At 38.1% G+C, this 859-nt stretch carries 1 protein-coding gene; it reads right to left on the bottom strand.

The features are described 5' to 3' along the window. Positions 1-18: 18 nt before the first annotated feature. On the bottom strand, positions 19-859 hold an 841-nt coding region (locus tag L1D50_RS23135), incomplete at its 5' end, for a hypothetical protein (protein WP_239966952.1).

Genomic DNA, 859 nt, shown 5'->3' with positions numbered 1-859 from the left:
ACTCTTGGTAGCTTAATTTTAGAAATTTCTTAGCTTAGAAATAACATCTTCAATTTCTGAAAACCTATCGCTATAATAAATCGCTCTCGTTTGTTGCATTTTACTCTCCCATTCACGCTTCTCTTCATCGTAATAATCACCATAATCGGATTTATACAAATCAGCCCTAGCTTGAGAGTTACCATGAGGATCTATGAGTTTACATACTATGTGATCATAGAGATCACTTTGATCGTTTACTCGCTCGCATTCTTCTTCTAAAGGTAAGTCAGCTCTTTTCTTAGCAACTAAAAAATTCTCAAGGCGATTAGCTAGATAGTGCGCTCTTGCTCGTACCGCATTTTTGTTTATGAATCCTTGTAGGTGCCGCTCCACATAAATAGATAAGTTTATTGATGATGCAAGTGCTAAGGTGTCAGCCATATAGAAATACTGCTCGTTAAATTGGCTATTAAGAGCTTGGTGTGTGATCAGACGATCCGAATCCACCAATAAACTACCCAACACTCCAATATCTGGAGTATTGTTCCTTGCAGTGTCATTAAAGTATCGCATACTTAATTGGATTGATTCTAAATCAGAAATATATTCGTACTCAGCTACTCCAACAAGTTCTTTATGCACGCGCTCTTGGATTGCTTGCAAACTCTCTTCACTCAAATTTACGTAACTTGGACCAGATGAGCCAAAAAATGCGTCAATCAACAAAGAGGAGATTTGTCCTCCGGCTGCTTTGACGAATTTATCTTTAGCTTTATCTAAAATTTGTTCACCAATTGAAGCCGCTTCACTTTCTTGACCAGCAAAGGCATTACCTGCGCTAAGACCCAGAGAAAGACCTAAACAAATTGCCATAGAT

The sequence above is a fragment of the Pseudoalteromonas sp. Isolate6 genome (genome assembly GCF_022398435.1).
GTDB lineage: Bacteria > Pseudomonadota > Gammaproteobacteria > Enterobacterales > Alteromonadaceae > Pseudoalteromonas > Pseudoalteromonas galatheae.
Note: the sequence above shows the minus strand (reverse complement) of the source record. Positions and strands in the feature narration are given on the sequence as shown.